The 18116-nt window shown below is 68.9% G+C and carries 11 protein-coding genes; 6 read left to right on the top strand and 5 right to left on the bottom strand.

Annotated features, from left to right (window positions below; all coding sequences use genetic code 11):
* Positions 1–279 precede the first annotated feature (279 nt).
* From E8A74_RS38965 to E8A74_RS38955, 3 genes are read left to right on the top strand one after another with little or no spacing between them, the layout of a single operon-like run.
* Positions 280–1911 (top strand): serine/threonine-protein kinase, encoded by a 1632-nt coding sequence (locus E8A74_RS38965; RefSeq protein ID WP_136934177.1) that lies wholly within the window; start codon positions 280–282, stop codon positions 1909–1911.
* On the top strand, positions 1878–2912 hold the full coding sequence (locus E8A74_RS38960) for a hypothetical protein (protein ID WP_232379945.1): 1035 nt from the start codon (positions 1878–1880) through the stop codon (positions 2910–2912). Before E8A74_RS38965 ends, E8A74_RS38960 begins: the two co-directional genes overlap by 34 nt.
* A gap of 13 nt (positions 2913–2925) precedes the next feature.
* Entirely contained in the window at positions 2926–4134 is a 1209-nt protein-coding gene (locus E8A74_RS38955) for an alanyl-tRNA editing protein (protein ID WP_136934176.1), read from the top strand.
* A 12-nt stretch (positions 4135–4146) separates the two neighbouring features.
* On the opposite strand, the gene E8A74_RS38950 is transcribed toward E8A74_RS38955, so the two are convergent.
* Entirely contained in the window at positions 4147–5262 is a 1116-nt protein-coding gene (locus E8A74_RS38950; RefSeq protein WP_136934175.1) for a hypothetical protein, read from the bottom strand.
* Positions 5263–5443: 181 nt separating this feature from the next.
* On the opposite strand from E8A74_RS38950, the gene E8A74_RS38945 reads away from it, so the two are divergent.
* The 3 genes from E8A74_RS38945 to E8A74_RS38935 all read left to right on the top strand — a co-directional run bounded on the left by E8A74_RS38945 (position 5444) and on the right by E8A74_RS38935 (position 11166).
* Positions 5444–6610 carry a hypothetical protein gene (locus E8A74_RS38945; RefSeq protein ID WP_136934174.1) on the top strand — a complete coding sequence of 389 codons (1167 nt, stop codon included), beginning with the start codon at positions 5444–5446 and terminating at the stop codon, positions 6608–6610.
* Between the two features lie 188 nt (positions 6611–6798).
* Entirely contained in the window at positions 6799–9417 is a 2619-nt protein-coding gene (gene gyrA, locus E8A74_RS38940) for a DNA gyrase subunit A (protein ID WP_136934173.1), read from the top strand.
* A 378-nt stretch (positions 9418–9795) separates the two neighbouring features.
* The gene (locus tag E8A74_RS38935; protein ID WP_136934172.1) at positions 9796–11166 is read left to right on the top strand and encodes a TIGR03013 family XrtA/PEP-CTERM system glycosyltransferase; all 1371 of its coding nucleotides are present in this window, start codon (positions 9796–9798) and stop codon (positions 11164–11166) included.
* Between the two features lie 28 nt (positions 11167–11194).
* On the opposite strand, the gene E8A74_RS38930 is transcribed toward E8A74_RS38935, so the two are convergent.
* From E8A74_RS38930 to E8A74_RS38915, 4 genes are all read right to left on the bottom strand, one after another.
* Entirely contained in the window at positions 11195–12757 is a 1563-nt protein-coding gene (locus E8A74_RS38930; RefSeq protein ID WP_136934171.1) for a hypothetical protein, read from the bottom strand.
* A 3-nt stretch (positions 12758–12760) separates the two neighbouring features.
* Positions 12761–15001 carry an AAA family ATPase gene (locus E8A74_RS38925; RefSeq protein WP_136934170.1) on the bottom strand — a complete coding sequence of 747 codons (2241 nt, stop codon included), beginning with the start codon at positions 14999–15001 and terminating at the stop codon, positions 12761–12763.
* Between the two features lie 556 nt (positions 15002–15557).
* On the bottom strand, positions 15558–16955 hold the full coding sequence (locus E8A74_RS38920; protein ID WP_136934169.1) for a hypothetical protein: 1398 nt from the start codon (positions 16953–16955) through the stop codon (positions 15558–15560).
* Between the two features lie 28 nt (positions 16956–16983).
* Positions 16984–18060, bottom strand: a complete 1077-nt coding sequence (locus E8A74_RS38915) for a glycosyltransferase family 2 protein (RefSeq protein ID WP_136934168.1) — start codon at positions 18058–18060, stop codon at positions 16984–16986.
* Positions 18061–18116: the final 56 nt, after the last annotated feature.

The raw sequence follows: 18116 nt of genomic DNA, 5'->3' as shown, positions 1-18116 counted from the left end.
GCTCCTGCGAGGCCCGGTGCACACTCCCCTCGGCAAGCCCGGATCTTCGGGACCGCCTCGAACGGCCATTTCACGCGTTCGTGGCGACGAAAGCGGCCTGGATGCTAGCAGCCTGTGGACTTATCGTCGCGAGCGCCCCGAAGCTAGGGCGACGGAGCGAGGAATCCTGAAGGATTTCGAGCGATGTCGACCGACGATTCGGGGCGCGCAGCAGATAAGTCCACAGGCTGCTAGGATGGCGCATCGACGCCGTCTCCGCGGCGCTCGCCGGGCCTTCCGATGACCCAACATGAAACGCTCTCCCCAGGGATGGTGCTCGGGCGCTACGAGCTGCTCCTGCCGATCGCACAGGGAGGCATGGCCACGGTCTGGGCGGCGCGGCAGAAGGGCTCCCGCGGGTTTCAGAAGACGGTCGCCATCAAGACGATGCTGCCGTCGATCTCGGACGACCCGCAGTTCGAGCAGATGTTCCTCGACGAGGCCTCGCTCGCCGCGCGCATCCATCACCCGAACGTCGCGGAGATCCTCGACGTCGGCGAGCAGGACGAGACGATCTACATCGTCATGGAGTGGGTCGACGGCGAGGCGCTCAGCGTCCTCACGAAGACCGCCAAGCGCAGCAACGTCCCCGTGCCGCAGCGCATCGCGCTCCGCATCGTCCGCCAGGCCTGCGCGGGCCTGCACGCGGCGCACGAGCTGCGCGACGATCAGGACCAGCGCCTCGACCTGGTGCACCGCGACGTCTCGCCGCAGAACATCCTCGTCTCGTACGACGGCATCGTGAAGCTCGTCGATTTCGGCGTGGCGAAGGCGCTCGGCCGCGCGGGGGGCGAGACCACGGCGGGGCAGCTCAAGGGCAAAGTCCCGTACATGTCGCCCGAGCAGGCCCTCGGGCAGAAGGTCGATCGGCGCACCGACGTCTTCGCGATGGGCATCGTGCTCTACCGGCTCACGACGGGCCTGCACCCGTTCCTCGGCGACAACGACATGGCCACGATGAAGAACATCATCTCGCGGCCGCTCCTGCCGCCGCGCATGAAAAACCCGAGCTTCCCCGTCGAGCTCGAGCGCGTGCTCCTCACGTGCCTGAAGAAGGATCCGAACGAGCGCTACCAGACGATGCTGGAGCTCGACGCGGCCCTGGAGCGTGTCCTCGCCTTGTCCGGGGCCTCGGTGGTCGACGACGACATCGGCGCGTTCACGCGCTCCGTGATGGGCGATCGGGGCCAGAAGCGCCGCGCCGCGCTCCGTGACGCCGTGCGCGCCGCCGACGAGCGCGCCGCGGGCATCGCGATGTCGCCGGGCACCGCGCAGCCGCACGTGCACGAGGCGGTCTCGGACATCGCGATCACGCGGATGAACTCGGCGCTCACGAGCTTCCCGACGAGCATGCCGCGGAGCTCCTCGACCTCGATCCTCCCGCCTTCGTACGAATCGTACGCGGACGGAGCGATGTCCGGCTCGCTCTTGCCGTCGATGCCGCCCCGTCAAAACCGCGCGGGCCTCTTCGTCGCCTTGGGCGCGGTGACCGCGCTCTCGCTCGCCGGCACGTTCATGTTCCTACGCACGACGATGGAGCCACGCGCGGCCGCCGGAAACGCCGCGGGAAACGTGGCGCCCACGCCGCCGAGCCCGCCCGCCCCCACGCAGGCCACGACGCCCGTGGCCGTGCAGACCGCCGCGGCACCGCAGCCGATCGACACGGGCGGAGGCACGGTCCTCGACATCAACGATCTTCCGTCCGCCGACACGAAACCCGAAGCCACGACCAAGCGCGACGACAAACCCGCGGGCACGACGAAAGGCGCGGGCGCGACAAAGCCTGCGGCCACGACGACCGCGACCGCAAAGCCCACCGGGGCGCCGACGAGCACGACGTGGGTACCCAGAGTCACGGATCCCGGCTTCTGAGCAAGGGCACGACCCGCTCGTCCCTCCGCGATCTCGCGGTGGTCGGCCTCTGCGCCGCCATCGTGGTGATCGGCTCCGCCGCGCGCAGCGAGGACGAAGGCGCGGCCGCGAACCCAACGGATGCGTCCGAGGCCTCCGCGCCCACGCTCACGATGTCTCCGCTGCCGAACGGCGCGCCCGGCAAGCCCGCGGCCCTGGTCTCCGAGGCCGCGCCTCGCAGCGGCTGCGACTTCCCGGACAGCGGCTTCGGCGACTACCTCGGCTGGCGACCGCTCCCGCTCGGCCGCATCCTCGTCCCTTCGAGCCTCACCGTCCCGCCCGACGGCGGCTTTGATCTGCTCGTCCACTTCCACGGCACCGAGCCCGTGCGCAAGCAGCTCGCGCCCCTCGGCCTCGGCCTCGTGATCGCCGGCCTCGACACGGGCACGCTGTCGAGCGGCTACAAGAGCACGTTCGAGTCCGAAGGCACCTTCGACGCGATGCTCTCGGCGATCAGCCGCGAGGTCGCGCTCGCCACGAAAAACCCCGCGGCCCGCCCGCGCAGCATCGTCCTGTCGTCGTGGAGCGCGGGCTACGGTGCGATCGCGCGGATCCTCGCGCGAGGTCGCGACGACGTCGACGCCGTCCTCCTGCTCGACTCGCTCTACGCGAGTTACGCGTCCGGCGGGAAGATGCCCGATCCCACGGAGCTCTTGCCCTTCTCGTCCTTCGCGCGCGCCGCGGCGAACGGCGGACCTCTGCTCTTCGTCACGCACACGGCCGTCCCCACGCCGGACTACGCCTCCACGCTGGAAACCGGCACCTTCCTCCTGCGCGAGATCGGCGCCGACGTCCCGGCCACGCCGCCTGCGCAGGATCCGTTCGGCCTCTCGCGCGCCCACGATCAGAACCACTTCTTCCTCCGCGGGTACGCGGGCTCGGACGGCGACGCGCATTGTGGCCAGCTCCGGCTCCTGCCCGACATCCTGCGGGATCACGTCCTGCCCGCGTCACGCCCGTAGGAGCCCATCGGCCTTGGCCACACCTCGCTCTTCGCCGCTCTACCACGACGACCCGAAGCTCTTCTCGTTCCGCGGCGTCGTCGTCGCCCACGAGACCCACGCCGGCCGCCCCAGCGTGCGGCTCGATCGGACCGCGTTTTACCCCGAGTCCGGCGGGCAGATGGCCGATCGCGGCCGCCTCGACGAGGCCGCCGTCGTCGACGTGCAGGTCGACGACGAGGGCCGCATCCACCACGTCCTCGAAGGGCCCCTGCCCGCGATCGGCGCCGAGGTGCAAGGCACGATCGACAAGCCGCGTCGCCTCGTCCACATGGCCCAGCACACGGGCCAGCACATGCTCTCGCGCGCGCTCGCCGATGTCGCCCGCGCCGAGACCGTCTCCTCGCGCCTCGGCGAGAGCGCGTGCACGATCGACCTCGACGTCGCCGCCCTCGACGAGCGCGCCGCGGCCGAGGCCGAGGCCCTCGTCAACGCCGTCATCGACGACGACGCGCCGATCCGCGCGTTTTTCCCCTCGGAGGACGAGCTCCGCGCGCTCCCGCTGCGCAGGCAACCCAAGGTGCACGACAACGTGCGCGTCGTCGTGATCGGCGACTTCGACGTCTCGCCTTGCGGGGGCACGCACTGCACGAACACCGCGCAGGTCGGCTTCGTCCGCATCGACGGGCTCGAACGGTACAAGGGCAAGATGCGCGTCACGTTCTCGGCGGGCGTGCGGGCGCGGACGAAGCTCTCGCGCGAAGCGGACGTCGTGCGCGCGCTCGCCCGCGATCTCACGTGCGGCCCCGAGGACGTGCCTGCAGGCATCGAAAAACTACGCCGCGAGCTCGACGAGGCGCGTCAGGCGCTCGGGCGCGTGCGGGGGCGTGTGGCCGCGGCGATCGCCGACGCGCTCGTGAAGGACGCGCGGGAACGGGGCGAACGCGTGGTGATCGGCGTCCTCGACGATGCGTCGCTCGACCTCGTGCGCGCGGTCGCCGGGCGCATCACGGCCGAGGGGGATCTCGTCGCGCTGCTCGCCGGGGAGGCCGAGGGCGGCACGATCGTGCTCGCGGCCCGCGGCTCGTCGAGCGACTTCGACTGCGGCGCCTTCTTGAAGCGCGCGGCGACCGCGGCGGGCGGGCGCGGCGGCGGCAGGCCCGAGCGCGCCGAGGGCCGCTTGCCCGCGGGGATCGACTGGAAGACGATCGCCGCCGCGACGCTCGCCACGCCCGGGCGCTGAGCACACGCTCGTTTACAGGCCGCTGCAGTCGTCGAGCGCGGGATCGGTCTCGGCCGGGCATCCGGCGGACAGCAGCGGGGAGGGCTTCACCGCCCCGAGCATGGCGGGATCCGCCTCGAAATCCATGGCGAACGAGAGCGCCTCGCAGGGCTTGTTCTTGTCGGTCGTATCAGCCAGCAGCACGTCGGCCGCGCGGCAGGTGATCTGCCGCGTCGCCGGGTAGAGCAGCGCGTTCTTGCAGAGCGGATTTCCCTTCGTGTCGCGGAAGCTCGCGAGCAGGGGGAAGAGCTCCGACACGGGGAGCTTCGCGCCGATCTTGCCCTCGCGGAGCCGGTAGAGACCGTTCGCGGTCCGATCGATGCGCGCCATGAGCACCAGGTTCGACAGCGCGGCGTGCATGGATGTGAACGTGCCGTCCGCGATCGGCAGCGGCGCCTCGGGGAGCCGTGCCACGAGCTTGTTGCCCGTCACGTACGCCGTGCCGTCGATGAACCTCGGCGCGTAGGGGTCCTCCAGCATCGGCGCGACGAACTCCTGCCTTATCGACCACGCATCCGCGCCTTGCCACTCCGGCGACGCCGCGAGCCCCAGGCTCCCGTACCAGCCGACCTCCACCTGATCGTCCTCGCTCGCGCCGTTGTACCCTTGGACGCGGAGCAGCACGCTCCACTGGCCGGACTCGGTCAGGCCGCGCAGGAAGCTCGACATGTCATCGACGGTGAGGATGTACGCGAGGGCGCCGAAGAGCGCGTAACTCGCGGCGTCGTGCCCCCTGTCGTCGTCGCAATACCCTTTGTCGTCCGACGGATCGACCGACGCGCAGCCGCGCTTGTCCTCGGTGCACGAGCAGAGCCCGTCGAGGTTCAGCCCGGGCAGCGCGTCGTTCAGGCCTTTTTCCATGTCGATCGTGCGTAGCGCCACGACGAACCCCTCGGCGCCGCCCGCGTCGTCCACGGCGGGCGGCTCGGGGACCTCGTCGCGCACGCACATCATCGGCGTCGCGCCGCCCGCGCCACCGCTGCCTGCCCCGAGCGAGAGCTCGTCCGGGATCCCGGACACGAGCTGGCAACCGGCCGCCCACGAAAGTACGACGAAGAGCCCTCTCGTCGCGCGCCTCCGAACCGCCATCACTCCTCCTGAAGGACAGGACGCCGCGCCCAAAATCCCTACGCAGGCCCGCGATCGAGAAGATCACGATTGGGGCGGGCCGTCCACCGCACCCCGAACGCCGCCGCGCACGCCCGGGGCGCGCGCGAGAGCGCGTGTGTTTTGCCTGGCATCGAGCCGGGCCATCGGCTACGCCGGCCCCATGCGCCGCCGGACCCTCGCGCTCGTGCCGCTCGTCGCCCTCGCCCTCGCGAGCACGGCGTGCGACGAGACGTCCGACACCGATCTCGATCTCGACACCACGACGACCGTGCCGACCAGCCTCCTCGTCGAGCCGAGCCTCTTCCTCGGCGACGTGCCTTGCTCCGCCGCGACCGGCGCCATGCAGAGCTACGTGGCCACCGTCCTCGACGTCACCGACGCGTCCGCGCCCTTCCCGCTCCCCTCGTCGCCGCCCGTCACCTGCACGGCGAGCGTCATCTTCCGGCAGATCCTCGTCGGCCACGTCTACCGCCTCCAGATCGACGGCTACGACGTCCCCGCCGCCGAGCTCACGCCCGTCGGCGGCACCTCCTCGGGCAGCCGCAGCATGGTCCGCCGCGCCGCGCCTGCCGCGGGCACCGTCGCGCCGCTCTGGTCGACCTACTGCAAGGACATCACCGCGCAAGAGAACGTCCGCTCCACGCCGGAGACGTGTGAAGAGCTCGCCCCGCTCTCGACCAAGACCGGCGTGCTCATCAACCCGCGCGCCACGCTCGCTGGCACGAGCACCATCCCCGGCCTCGAGCTCGCCTGCAAAAAGAGCTCGGTCGATCCGCAGGGCAACCCCGTGATCACCGGGCAGGTCGCGAGCTTCGACGTGCGCCCGACCGATCCGGCCTTGCCCCCGCTCGTGAACCTCCCCTGCAATAACCCCGCGCCCGCCCCGTACACGCAGAACATCAAGGCCGGCGCGACCTACACGTTCCGCATCGAGGCGCGCGCCGAGACGGGCGGACCCGTCACGTGGGGCGCTTCCTGCACGGCGATCGCCGTGGACGGCCTCGTGGTCCATGCGCTCTGCGATCCGCTGAGCAAGGACGGCGCGCTCGACCTCTCCCTCGCGGACGTCCTCGCGGCCGCGGGCACCTCGTGCGCGAAAGAGAACGTCGCGACGTACGACGCCCTGCTCGGCGCGCCGAGCCCCCTCGAAGCCGACGGCGTCGCTTGCGACAAGCCTGTCCGCTTCGCGCCGATCGAGCCCGCCGCGTATCCGAAGATCAAGCTCGTCGGCCGCGACGCCGCGGGCGCGCCCGTCGTGACCGCCTCCTGCCTCGCTGAAATCGCCCCCGGCGCGGTCAGCACGGCCACTTGCACGCTCGTGCCTTGAGCCTCCCCGAGGACGGCCCAGACGGAGCGGCCGACCCAGCGCCGCGACGCACCCGAACCTGCGTACAAAACCCTCGAACCTGATTGCAGGTTCACGGGTCGTATACTACCTGAGAGCGTCCTCCGGCCGGCGTGGACGAGGCTTTTTTCAAGCCTCCTCGCGCGTCAGGCCCAGGCCCGAGCGGCGGTATGGAAGATACCTCGAACATCCAGCAGAAGATCCCCGTCAGCATCCAGGACGAGCTGAGGAACAGCTACCTCGATTACGCGATGAGCGTGATCATCGGTCGCGCCATCCCCGACGTGCGCGACGGGCTCAAGCCGGTGCACCGCCGGATCCTCTACTCGATGCACGAGCAGAAGATCGGCCCGAGCGGGTCGCACAAGAAATGCGCGCGTGTCGTCGGCGACGTCCTCGGCAAGTATCACCCGCACGGGGATACGGCCGTGTACGACGCGCTCGTCCGCATGGCGCAGCCCTTCAGCCTCCGCTACCCGCTCATCGACGGACAGGGCAACTTCGGCTCCATCGACGGCGATTCGGCCGCGGCCATGCGCTACACGGAGTCGCGCCTCGCCCGCATCGCGACGGATCTGCTCACCGACATCGAAAAAGAGACCGTCGATTTCGCCCCGAACTACGACGACTCCGAGCTCGAGCCCACGGTCCTGCCGGCGAAGTTCCCCCAGCTCCTCGTCAATGGCTCGGGCGGCATCGCCGTCGGCATGGCGACGAACATCCCGCCGCACAACCTCGGCGAGATCATCGACGCGACGGTCTTGCTCATCCGGAACCCCGACGCGACGGTCGACGACCTGATGCAACACGTGAAGGGCCCCGATTTCCCCACGGGTGGCCTCATCTACGGCAAGAGCGGCATCGACCAGGCCTACCGCACGGGCCGCGGCACCATCGTCATGCGCGGCCGCTGCAGCGTCGAGAAGACCTTGAAGGGTGATCGCGAGCAGATCTTGATCACCGAGATCCCCTACCAGGTCAACAAGGCCAAGCTCGTCGCCAAGATCGCCGAGTGCATCAAGGAAAAGCGCATCGAGGGCATCGCCGAGGTCCGCGACGAGAGCGACCGCGAGGGCATGCGCGTCGTCATCGAGCTCAAGAAGGACGTCTTCCCCCAGGTCGTCCAGAACCAGCTCTACCGCCTCACGGACCTGCAATCGACGTTCGGCATCATCAACCTCTCGATCGCCAACGGCCGCCCGGCCGTCCTCGGCCTCAAGGAGACGCTCGCGCACTTCGTCGAGCATCGCCGCGAGGTCGTCACGCGGCGCACGCGCTACGAGCTGCGCCAGGCCGAAGCGCAACGCGAGCTCGTCGAGGGCCTCGGCATGGCGACGACCGACGTCGACATCATCGTCTCCACGATCCGCACCTCGCAAGATCCCGAGGAGGCGCGGGATCGCTTGCAGAAGCTGCCCTTGCGTGGCTTCGGCGACTTCCTGCGCCGCGCGGGCCGCCCCGAGCCCGAGTGCGTCGAGGGCGACGGCCGCGGCGACTACTTCCTCTCCGAGCGCCAGGCCAAGGCCATCCTCGAGATGCGCCTCTCGCGCCTCACGGGCCTCGAGCGCGAGAAGCTCGCGCGCGAGTACGGCGAGCTCGTCGAGGAGATCGCCCGCCTCAACGGCATCCTCGCCGACGAGGGCAAGCTGATGGACGTCATCGTGGGCGAGCTCGAGGACATCAAGAGCCGCTACAACGACGTGCGCCGCACCGAGATCGTCCCGACCGAGGCCGAGATCCAGGTCGAGGACCTCATCCAGGAGGAGGACATGGTCGTCACCATCTCCCACCTGGGGTACGTCAAGCGCACGCCCGTCACGACGTACCGGGCCCAGCGCCGCGGCGGCAAGGGCATGGTCGGCATGGAGGCGCGGGACGAGGACTGGGTCAGCCAGCTCTTCGTCGCCTCCACGCACAGCTACGTCTTCTTCTTCAGCGACAAGGGCAAGGTCTACGTCAAGAAGGTCTACGAGATCCCGAGCGCGGCGCGGAACGCCAAGGGCCGGGCGATCGTGAACTTCGTCGGGATGGAGCAGGGCGAGAAGATCGCCGCCATCACCCCGGTGGCGCGCATCGAGACCGGCTGGTTCGTCGTCACGCTCACGCGACGCGGCCAGATCAAGAAGACCGCGCTCGAGGAGTACGAGAACTTCCGCGACAAGGGCATCATCGGCGTGCGCATCGAGGAGGACGATCAGCTCCTCTCCGCGGCCATCACCGATGGCTCGCGCGAGTTCCTCATCGCCACGCACAAGGGCATGTCGATCCGCTTCGCCGAGGAGGAGGTCCGCCCCACGGGCCGCGCCACCATGGGCGTGAAGGGCGTCGAGCTCAACGAGGGCGACTTCGTCGTCGGCCTCTGCGTCACGGACGGCGGGCGGGATCGGGTCCTCGCGGTCTGCGAGCGCGGCTATGGCAAGCGCACCCCGCTCGACGAGTTCCGCCTCCAGAGCCGCGGCGGCAAGGGCGTCATCCTCATCGACGCGAGCGAGCGCAACGGTCCGGTCATCGGCGTCGCCATGGTGTCGCCGGCGGATCAGATCATGCTCGTGACGGACCGCGGCCAGACGCTCCGCACCAAGGCCAGCGAGATCCGCGAGACCGGCCGCAACGCCCAGGGCGTGCGCCTCATGAACGTCGACGGCGACGAACGTGTCGTGGCGATCGAGGCCTTTGCCGAGGCCGAGGAAGGCACGGTCCCGCCCCCGCCGCTCGAGACGACCGGCACGGATGGCACGAACGACACGAACGGCGCGAGTCACGACGGGACGAACGGCGTCGCCGAGTGACATCCCCCCTCCCCTGGCACCTCGCGTGACCGGGAGCTAACGTAAGCACTGTCACACAGCATCGCCGGGGCTCCCCCGGTCCCCCGGGGGGGATCCGGGGGTTTGGGGGCGTCGTTCGGCGTGTCCGAACGTGGTTCCCGAGCGTCGACGGGGGTTTGGGGGGGTCGCGCGGCGTGTCCGCGTGACCCCCCCAAGCGTCAACCGAGAGGTGGGGGGGTCGCGCGGCGTGTCCGCGTGACCCCCCCAAGCGTCAACCGAGAGGTTTGGGGGGGTCGCGCGGCGTGTCCGCGGGACGCCCCCAAGCGTCAACGGAGGGGCTTGGGGGGGTGCGCCGCGCAGGATCGGGTGCGTGTGGGCCCTCCATTGCTGGGGGGCAACATGCTCGAGCTATTTCGGTCGCGTCGCCGCGCCATTGTATGGTTCGTCGAGGCTGGCCTGCTCGTATCGCTCGTCTGCGCGGGTGCGGCGGCGATCGAGGGGCATCGCGGCGTCGTCACGCTCGCCCGCGTGCTCGACGCTGCGGCGATCACGCTCGTGGCGCAGGCGTCGCTCTATTACCATGGCCTTTACGGACCTTCGCCCATTCGCGACCTTCGTACCCTGGCCTGGAAAGTCGCGCGCGCGCTCGCCATTTCGGCTCTCCTGCTCTGGGCCCTCTTCCAGGGTTTTTCGGTCGACGCGGACGAGCGCTTTGGCGCCGTGGCGCTCGGGCTCACGGCCGGCGCGCTCGTCTTGCCCCTTTTTCGCACGGGGCTCGCGCGGGCGGCGGCGAGTGATCGCCTTTGCAAGCGGACCCTGGTCCTCGGCTCGGGGCCGCTCGCCGACGCCGTGATCACCGGCGCGCGGACCCACGACACCGGCGGCATGCGTTTCGTCGGCCGCCTCGTGCAGGAGGGCGACCCGGGCCGCGCCGCCCCCGACGTGCTCGGCGCCTACGACGAATTGCCGCGCATCGCGACGGGGCACGGCATCCGGCACATCATCGTCTGCGCGGCGGATCGCCGGGGCAAATTGCCCATCGATGCCCTCCTGGAGCTCAAATTCCGGGGCGTCGAGGTCGAGGAAGGCGTGGAGTTTTACGAGCGCATCACGGGCAAAATCTTCGTCCGTGAATTGCGCCCGAGCCAGCTCGTCTTTGCGCACGGCTTCCACGTCGCGAAGCGGACGCTCCTCGGAAAACGCCTGCTCGACGTCGTCTGCGCCTCGGTGGGCCTCGTGCTCGCGGCGCCGCTGATGCTCCTCACGGCGCTCGCGATCCGGCTCGATTCGGCGGGCCCGGTCCTTTATTCGCAGGTACGGAGCGGCGTGTTCGGCCGGCCCTTCACCATTTACAAGTTCCGGTCGATGCGCACGGACGCGGAGGCCGATGGAAAGGCGCGCTGGGCGTCGGAGGACGATCCGCGCGTGACGCGCGTCGGCCGCGTCATTCGCAAGACCCGTCTCGACGAGCTGCCGCAGCTCTGGAACGTGCTCACCGGCGACATGAGCCTCGTCGGCCCGCGGCCCGAGCGGCCGAGCTTCACCGAGGAGCTCGAAAAGGCGATCCCGTTCTTCCGGCAGCGCCTCTTCGTCAAGCCGGGCCTGACGGGTTACGCGCAGGTCCGCTACCATTACGGTGCGACGACCGAGGACCAGCTCGAAAAGCTCCAGCACGACCTGTTCTACATCAAGACGCTGTCGGTCTGGTTCGATCTGTCGATCCTGCTCGATACGGTGAAGGTCGTGCTTCTTCGGATTGGGTCGCGCTGATCGGAAGGCACGGGGAGCGCTCGGGCAGCTATGCGGCATCCCCTCCGTCATCCCGCCGTACCCGCTCACGGCGCCCGGCGGGCGCGGTTCGGGCGGCTTGGCTCCCGCGCTCCTGTCCTCCGCCGCTTTGCGAACGATGTTCTGCCGCCCTGTGCCGGAACGCCGCCGACGCCTCGCGCGCAATCCGCCCGAACCAAGCGCCGACGATGGCGGGGGACCACCTCGTTCCCCCTTCGCCCCCGAAGAAATGCTGGAAATCGAGGGCCATGACCGCGGGCAACCGTTGGGGCGCCCGGAGCCGCGCGACGATGTCTTCTTGTCGAGGCCCAGCGCCGGCGACCTTCTTCACGCCCTGACGACAGAACAGCGACACGGCCGGAAGGACATCCCCATCGATTCGCCCGTGCCCGTCCGGATGAAACCGCACGCCCATGAGGTGGCCAAACGAGACGGCGTACACCGCTGCCGTCTCGACGGACGTCGCCAGATATCCCCTCCCGTCGTGCTCGGCATTGCGCTTGGCGTCCGCGAGCACGACGAGCCGGTCCTCGTGCCCGTCCGCGTGTTTCTGCGCGAACGTCAGCACGATATCAGGCTGATTCCCCCGCGCCTCGATGCCCATGTCCGCGAGCAAGGGCACGAGAGCATCCCCTTTCGGGGCATTCTTCGAGATCGTGCAAGACAGCGCGCCGGCACGAAGCAGGATCCGTGGGACGTTGCGCTCATCTCGCTCGTCGACATCCTCGAGCTCCCACCGCACCCCCTCGGGCAAGTCGACCGTGTCCTGCGTCTCCTGGGCCGCGCGCGCAATGGCTATCGAGACCGACAATTCGAGGAGGCTATCCAGCGTCCGCCTCTGGCAACGCAGGTCGGCCTCCTCGATCTCCTTCGCGAACGCGCGCAAACGCTCCGTGTCGCCTTCCGCGCCGAACCGATCTTGCCAGAACGCGAGATAGGCTCGGAGCGCCTGCGCGCTCGAACGCGTCTCCCTATCCATGCGTAGGAGTCGTTGTTCATGCAGATGCGTATAGGCCCCATGGCGACGCCCGATGGTCCGGGCGACTTGCGCCATCGCGTCCCGCAAGGCCTCCCGTACGGCCCGCCGCTCCTCGCTGAGGGGCCCCAGCGTGCCCAGGTCGAGCATGGTCCTCCCGAGCGAGCACAACCCGCCGAGGAGCCCAGCATCGAGCATGGGGACGACATCCCGCGCCCAGAAGCGGGACGGAGGCGACGTGAGCTCCTCGACGTGCGTACGCGTCCAATCCACATTGCGCTCCGGCATGTCCAACCTCGAATATCGAGGGGCCTGCTTTTGCCAGGGCCGGCGGAGGAGCGCGAGCAGCTCGCGTTCTGCCTGGATGTGGATCTGATGATCCACCCGAAAAAACGAGCGCAATTCGTCGCAGACCTCGGGGCGCAAGGCCCGCCCGATCCAGCTCATCACGCTGAGCCGGCTCCGATCGCGGAGATGCGCGCCGAGCCAGCCCACTTGATCGACGAAGAGATCGAGGTCAGGCCGCGACGCAGCGCGACTCCCGGGAGGAGCCGCGGCCACCGGCGGAGCGATCGAGGCGAGAGCGGTACGCTTCATGGGTCATGCGCCCGCTGGGGGACGGACCAGGCTTTCCCATCGGTCGTCACCGATGTCTTGGTATTGCAGCGACAACTCCCCGATGAGGTACTCGGGGATGGAGATCTCATTGTCCTTGTTGATGTCTTTGGGTCGGAAGGAGCGTGCGGACGGTTTGACGAGCTGATAGGACACTTTCCCCGTCTTGTCGTCCCGTTTCCCCTCGATGTGCACGAAAGGCGCCCCTTTGCCTTCCCGGTGGAAGACGGCGAGGATGTGCTCGATGGCAGCCCAGCGACGGACCGTGTCGAGCGCGTCGAGCTGCGGGAACACGCTGAGCACGAGCCCCATCGCCAGATACGACGCGCCCGCGGCGAGCCCCGGCTCCTTGACCCCGCCCGAGGACACGCGTTCGCCCTCGTTCGGGCTTCGCAGCCCTTCGGCCAAAAACCGCAGGATATCCTCCACCGTCGCGAGACCGATGGCTCGCTCCGCCACGAGGTCGACGAAGGGCTGTGCGCCGCCGTTCTTCGGCGCGACGTTGCTGAAGAGCGGTTCGAGATACTCGGCACGCAGGCGCTGCAAGAGCTCCTTCGTCCCCTGCCCCTCGAACTGGTAGGCGGCCTTGTCCATCGTGTCGGAGATCTTCACGATCCGCTCTCCGATGAACTCCTTGACCTTCTCCGGGGCCGGCGCCTCGACCCGCAGGATATCGAATCGCCGGAGCAACGCGAACGAGAGCTGATGAAGCTGCGCGCGATCCGCGTCGTTCATCGTGCCGACCAGGCGGAACTCGGGGCTCACCTTGTAATCGCGATAAGCAACTCCTTCCTCCTCGGGCCGAGCGCTGTGCCGTCGCGTATACGTGGTGGGGAGAATGCGGACCGTCGCGTGTCGTGGCTCTTTGGGTGCCGGTAGGGTGGTCCCGTCCGCATCGCCGGTGGCGCCTGCGCCGTCCGCCGCGACCGATCCGTCGACGGCTTTCGTCACGGGAAGCGCCGCAGCCTGGCCCGCGGTATCCTCGAGGGCCTGCTCGAACGGCAGTTCCACGGGATCACCCGCGAACACGGCGAACAATTCACCGAAGCATTGATCGATGTTCGCTCGGTTGAACTCGTCGATCACGAGGCAGCGGTTCGACTCGACGGCGCGCAGGAAGAAACCAGGCTTGAATTCAAGGCCCTTGCCATCACGGCGCGGCAGGTAACGACCCACGAGATCGCCGGCCGTCCAGGCAGGCGACGCGGTCGCGATGACCGGCTCGGCGTTGCGGACCATCTGCGCGAGCGCGATCGCCAGCTTCGATTTGCCGCACCCCGGCGGCCCGGTGAAGATCACGTGTTTGCCAGCATTGAGCGACGCGCAGGCGGCCGCAACGAGATGCCAGGGCAAGAGCAACGTCTTCGAGAGCTCGGCATAGACGCGGTTCGGATCGAGGTTGACCGCGCGCTGCGGCCAGTAGCTCGCCACCGGCGGCAGGCCGTACGCCGTGGGATCGACCGTGGCCTCTGCGTCCCCCGACTCGGATTGCTGGAAGGGCTGCACCAGCATGGCCCATATGGCGAATGCCAATACCGTCTTGCCCCAGCTCTCCGGAACCTCCTTGGACATTGCCTCTCCCAGTGGAGCAGGCAACGGAGGCAGCTCCACGAGCCACCCCTTTTCGCTGAACTGAGGCCAGTAGGGCGCCAGATCCCCATATGTCGCCTTGCCTTCGAAGCCGAGTTCACGAGTCACGACGGGACTCGACGGGTCCTTCGGGAACCAAACTTGACCAGCACGTTCGACGCCGATCGCAGAACTCGGATAAGGAAATACGACGACGTTCTTCTCTCCAGCTTCCCACTTCTGGATACTCTCGCCTCGACCCAGATTGACCGTGCGAGTGCCGTCATAGATCCGGATCTGGAGCAGCAACGCCGTCCTGCCCCGCTGAATCTGAATGGTAATCGTGGCGTTGACCTGAATCTCGACTTCTTTGCCACCCTTGGGCTGCCAAGCCAGGGTGAAAATCACGTTCGAGGCCCCCGCACGCTGGTCCTTCACCTCCTTGAGGACAACGGCGGTAGATTGGCGCTTTCCCTGACGCTCCCAGGTAAAACTCGCCAAGGTTTTCTTTCCGAGGGCCTGGATGCCAGGGTGGATCACGGGGCGCAGCCGCTTGGCAAGCCTCTCGGCCGCGGCCGGGATCGGATCATCCGCGTCCGTGCTCGAAGGGGCGTCTTTGGTTGCTGCGGGCTCGGTCGTGCCGTTCGTGGTGCTCATCGAGGCCAGGCTCCTGGGCGCGTCCACCTGTCCGCATGTACGTCACGAAGCGTTGCTCGCTCGTGTTCCAGAGAGACAGGCATGGAGAGGCTCGAACCTACCAGCGTTGCTGGCGTCCGTACAAGTAGCCTGGGACAGCGTGAAAGTACTTGAAGCTAGGACACAATGTACCACATGTCGCAGAGGGTCCCCTGCGTGCGAACGCACGAGGCGTCTATGTGTTGACGCAGGAGCCCCTGCGGTTCACCGAAGGAACGCGTGGGGTTGAGGTAGGAACACGCGCACCGGATGCGATCCCCGCCTGGATCGCCCCCTGCGCCTCGCGCAACCGGGTCCCCCGACGTCTCGATCGCCCCTCGTGCCCCACGCAACCGGGTCGATGCCGACCTCAATCCCCCCCGACGCCTCACGCAACCGGGTCGCTCGACACCTCGATCGCCCCTTCCGCCTCAGGCGCTCGGTCCCCTCGACACCTCGATCGCACCCGGCGCCTCACACAACCGGCTCGATCGAGGCCTCGATCCCCCCAGTTGCGCAAGCCAACCCACATATCCCATCACTCCTCGTAGAACGCGTCCTCGTCCTCGTCCCCCTCCGTCGTCTCCTTCCGCCCCGCCGCTCCCCCCGCCCTGCGCGCCGCCTCCTCGTCGAGCACCCCCGGCCGCGCGTCCTGGTCCTGCAGATCCGGATCCCTCGGCACCCGCCGCATCGGATCCGTCGAGGCGATCGCCGAAATCGCCACCGTCACCATCGTCCGGAACGTCGGCGCCGACGCGCCCGTCGGGTCCGGGTCGAAACGCGTCGAAATCAGCTCCAGATCGACCCCGCCCGTTACCAGAATCCCCAGCGTCAGCGGCATTCCGAGCGAACCGCCCGCGGCCACCGCCGTCGTCACGAACTTTCCCTCGGGCTGCGGCGTCCCTTCCGGCAACCCGAGCCGCGGCTGCGTCGCGAGGGGCGCTTCGCCGTGACGGAAGCGCAGGATCCCGCGCGCGATCACGCTCCGGAACTCCCGTCCCCCCCGCGGCCGGCTCCACATTTCGAGCCCCGCCGCATGTTGCGCCCCGAACCCGATCCGCGGACCGAGCGACGAATACGAAAAGCTGTACGTCCCGACAACCCCGTATCCACGCCCGGCAACCCGCGCGTCGATCCGCGCGTCGGGCGTGATCACGCGGGAGGCCTCGTCCTGCAGGAACGACGGCGGGCTCGCCACCGTCAGCCCGAGCGCCGCGCCGCCGCGGATGCGCCGCGAGATCTCGAACGTCGCGGATCCGAGGGCCGAGACCGTGGTGATGTCCGCGGGCCCGCGCGTGAGGTCCACGTCGAGCAGCGCGTGCTCGAAATGGGTGAAGCCCGCCCGCACGATCGGACCGAGGCGGAAACGACGGGCGGCGAGCCACGAAAACGACGCGCTCCCGAGGACCGCGTGGCTATCGAGCCCCACCGCCTCGGGGTGATCGGCGGCGACGGCGCCCGCTTGCGTGTATCCGGCCTCGAAACGCAGATACGACCGCGGCGACGTGCTCGCGGAAAACCCGAGGCGGCTCCCCAGCGTGTAAATGACCCTCCCCTGGAGGAAGGGATCCCGCGCGGTCAAATCATTCGTGGCGCGCAGCCCGAGCCGCGACGCGAGCAGCGCGTCCGCGGAGATCGAAAACGCCGTGCGCGGCGAGGTCACGACATCGAGCCGCGTCACGGCCGTGCCCGCGATGTCCTGCGGGGACGTGGCCCCCTGCGTCGACGCGAGCGCCCGCCCGTACCGCCCTGAAATATCCAGCAAAAAGCCCGCGCGTGACGCGCGGGAGACGATCCTCGCAGCACCGTCCACGCTCGTCAGCGCGATTCCGTACCCGCCGCCCGGCGTGATGCCCGTGACCGCGCTTTGCTCGACCGTGACCGCCGCCGTCGCGTCGGTGACGGCGAGCCCTCCCGCGGGGAAAAAGCCCAGCATGCGCCTCCTTTTCGGGCCGTCCGGTGCTTCAGCGGGCCGGCAGCCGCTCCGGCTCCGCGTCGCGCAGCGGCGCCTGCGCGTACCGCACGAGCCCGACCGCGAAGCCGAGCCCGTGCGCGAAGTGCATCACGGGAAACATCGCCGCCACGAGGAACACCAGGCGCCGGTCCACGCGATACGCGGCCCACGCCGCCCCGACGGCGATGGCCAGCGTATACACGGCAACGGCCGCGCGGAGAACGGGCTCTGCCGGCGAATAAAGGAGCGCGAGCGCCACGAGCACGGTGAACGTGGAAAAGGTCGCGAACGGGATCAGGGGCCTCGGCGAAGGCGGCAACCCTCGCAGGAGGATCGTCCGCGCGCGGCCCGCGCCATAATTGAAATACTGCCGGAACAAACCGCCGAACGTCGACCGTGGATAATAATGCCCCACGATGTCGCGCGACTGATAGATGCGGCCGCCGCGCGAAAGGATCCGCTGGTTCAGCTCCGCGTCCTCGTTCGTGCGCGCGTCCGGGTCGAAGAGGCCCGCGAGTTCGAAGGCCTCGCGGCGGAAGGCGCCGCACCACACGCTCTCCACGTATCCCTCGCGCTCGGGATCCCGGGACGCCGATCCGCCCACGCCGAGCGGGCTTTGGAGCGCCGCGCAGAGCGCTTTCTGAAACCTGGTTTTTCCCAGGGGCCGCATGGCGCCGCCCACGTTGAGCGCGCCCGTGCGCCGGAGGGCCGCGACGGACGCGGCCACGTAGCCGGGATCGTAATCGGCGTGCGCGTCCATGCGGATGATCACGTCCCCGCGGGAGCGCTTGATCCCGATGTTCAGGGCCGCGGCCTGGAGGCGCTGGGGATTGTCGAGCAAAACGATGCGTGGATCCTCGGCGATGAGCGCGCGCACGATGTCCGGGGTCCGGTCGAGGGAGCGACCGTCGACGACGAAGATCTCCAGGCACTCGGACGGATATCGTTGCCCCGAAGCCGCCCGCACGACCCGCTCGATGTGCTCCTCTTCGTTGTAACAAGGAATCACGATCGAACAGAAAGGACGCTCGGCGAGCGTCCGAAGAATCACCCCGCCGCGCCCCGACTCGGGTCCCCAATCATCCATCCCAAGCCCCCCCCGAAACGCCGCGCAAAGAGCTCGCACCAGCCGAGCCCGGCCCC

This window comes from Polyangium fumosum (assembly GCF_005144585.1).
In the GTDB taxonomy this organism is placed as follows: Bacteria; Myxococcota_A; Polyangia; order Polyangiales; family Polyangiaceae; genus Polyangium; species Polyangium fumosum.
The sequence above is the reverse complement of the archived record's forward strand: the minus strand, read 5'-3'. Positions and strand labels throughout refer to the sequence as shown.

Bases quoted from the DNA above. Each gene is read 5' to 3' on its own strand.
- E8A74_RS38965 (WP_136934177.1), top strand. From the start codon at position 280: ATGACCCAACATGAAACGCTCTCCCCAGGGATGGTGCTCGGGCGCTAC.
- E8A74_RS38920 (WP_136934169.1), bottom strand. From the start codon at position 16,955: ATGCTGGGCTTTTTCCCCGCGGGAGGGCTCGCCGTCACCGACGCGACG.
- gyrA (WP_136934173.1), top strand. From the start codon at position 6,799: ATGGAAGATACCTCGAACATCCAGCAGAAGATCCCCGTCAGCATCCAG.
- E8A74_RS38915 (WP_136934168.1), bottom strand. From the start codon at position 18,060: ATGGATGATTGGGGACCCGAGTCGGGGCGCGGCGGGGTGATTCTTCGG.
- E8A74_RS38925 (WP_136934170.1), bottom strand. From the start codon at position 15,001: ATGAGCACCACGAACGGCACGACCGAGCCCGCAGCAACCAAAGACGCC.
- E8A74_RS38930 (WP_136934171.1), bottom strand. From the start codon at position 12,757: ATGAAGCGTACCGCTCTCGCCTCGATCGCTCCGCCGGTGGCCGCGGCT.
- E8A74_RS38950 (WP_136934175.1), bottom strand. From the start codon at position 5,262: ATGGCGGTTCGGAGGCGCGCGACGAGAGGGCTCTTCGTCGTACTTTCG.
- E8A74_RS38945 (WP_136934174.1), top strand. From the start codon at position 5,444: ATGCGCCGCCGGACCCTCGCGCTCGTGCCGCTCGTCGCCCTCGCCCTC.
- E8A74_RS38935 (WP_136934172.1), top strand. From the start codon at position 9,796: ATGCTCGAGCTATTTCGGTCGCGTCGCCGCGCCATTGTATGGTTCGTC.